1 protein-coding gene is annotated in these 1,560 nt (G+C 71.9%); it reads right to left on the bottom strand.

The window, feature by feature from the left end:
- Positions 1-16 precede the first annotated feature (16 nt).
- On the bottom strand, positions 17-1,300 hold the full coding sequence (locus tag NH602_RS30725) for an IS110 family transposase (RefSeq protein ID WP_253069672.1): 1,284 nt from the start codon (positions 1,298-1,300) through the stop codon (positions 17-19).
- Positions 1,301-1,560: the final 260 nt, after the last annotated feature.

The raw sequence follows: 1,560 nt of genomic DNA, 5'->3' as shown, positions 1-1,560 counted from the left end.
CATGAGATGCCCTGTGTCAACCCGCCGCTTGTTGATCTTCGAGGAGGCGTTGGAGGGCGCGGTGTCGGGTGGGGTCGTAGGCGAGGTTGTCCTGCCAGCAGTGCCAGATGACGAACAGCCAGGCGCGGCCCAGGATCCGGACCGCGTGGGCGTGGTCGTGCCCGCGGTCGCGGGCGCGTTGGTAGAGGTCGTCGGCCCAGGGGTTGGCGCGTCGCGAGTCGCCGGCGAAGTCACAGACGGCGTCGCGGAGTTGTTTGTCGCAGGCCCAGCGGAAGCCGACCGAGCGGTGTTTGCCGGACTGGCGGGTCGACGGGGCGACGCCGGCCAGGCAGGTCAGCGCTTCGGGAGTGGGGAAGCGGGCCCGGCAGTCGCCGATCTCGGCGAGCAGTCGGGCGGCGCGGACTCGTCCGGCTCGCGGGAGGTTGGTGAACACGTGGGCGTCGGCGTGCTCGGCGAGCTGGCGCTCGATCTGGGCCGACACGGTGGCGATCTGCGTGTTGAGCGTGGTCAACACGTTGGTCAGGGCGTGGGTGATCTCGGTGTTGATCTCGGCGTCGTGCCCGGTCAGGCCGCGGGGCGCGGTGCGCAGACGGGCGTGGAGCACGGCCGGGGCGGTGCGCCCGCAGTAGCCGACCTCGCTCAGCCAGGCGGCCAGCCCGGCGGTGGTGAGCGCGTCGATGTGGTCCTGGGTGGCGAAGCTGCGCAGGAAGGTCAGGCTGATCGCGGAGTCGATGTCGGCGAAGAGCCCGACCACGCCGGGCAGCACGGTGCGCAGGTGCGCGCGCAGCTGGTTGGCCACCGCGACCCGGTGGCCGACGAGGTCCTTGCGGGTGCGGCAGGCCCGGCGCAGGGTCGCGGTCTCGGGGCGGTCCGGGGTCAGCGGGGCCAGGCGGGCGCGGTCGGTGCGCAGGGTGTCGGCCAGGACGTAGGCATCGAAGCGATCGTCCTTGTTCCCGGCCGAGCCGTAGCGTCCGCGCAGGTTCTTGACCTGGTTGGGGCTGATCACGACCACGGTGATCCCGGCCTGGAGCAGGGTGTCGACGACGGGGCCGTCGGGGCGTTCGATCGCGACCTCGGCTGCCCCGGCGCGGCGCAGGAGCGCGACCAGTTCCCGCAGACCGGCCGCGGTGTGGTCGATGGTGTGGCGGCCGATCTGGGTGCCGCGGTGGTCGACGATCGCGACCGCGTGGTCGTCACGGGCCCAGTCCAGACCGGCGGTGACATCACCGGGCGGGTCGGCGGGCAGCGTGGCGTGGGCGTGGGCGGGGTTGCGGGTGCTGGTGGTACTGGCAGACTGCATGTCAGCCTCCTCGCTGCTAGTCCCAGTGGGGAGGCGCCTTCATGTGGTGCCGGGATGCGGCTGCCGGTTCGCTCACTGATCGGCGCTCAACGGCGCTCAGCCCTGTCGACGGTCCGCGCATCCCGGGTGTCCGCTGGGCCCCGCAGATCTCATGCTGGACCTCAACCGAGTCGAGCGAGCAGGGCGATGACCCAGCGGCACCTCGGGCGCATCGGCAACCCAATCACGATCACCGACACCCGGAGGGTGGACCAGTGAGC

It is taken from the genome of Pseudonocardia sp. McavD-2-B, from assembly GCF_024124365.1.
In the GTDB taxonomy this organism is placed as follows: Bacteria; Actinomycetota; Actinomycetes; order Mycobacteriales; family Pseudonocardiaceae; genus Pseudonocardia; species Pseudonocardia alni.
Note: the sequence above shows the minus strand (reverse complement) of the source record. Positions and strands in the feature narration are given on the sequence as shown.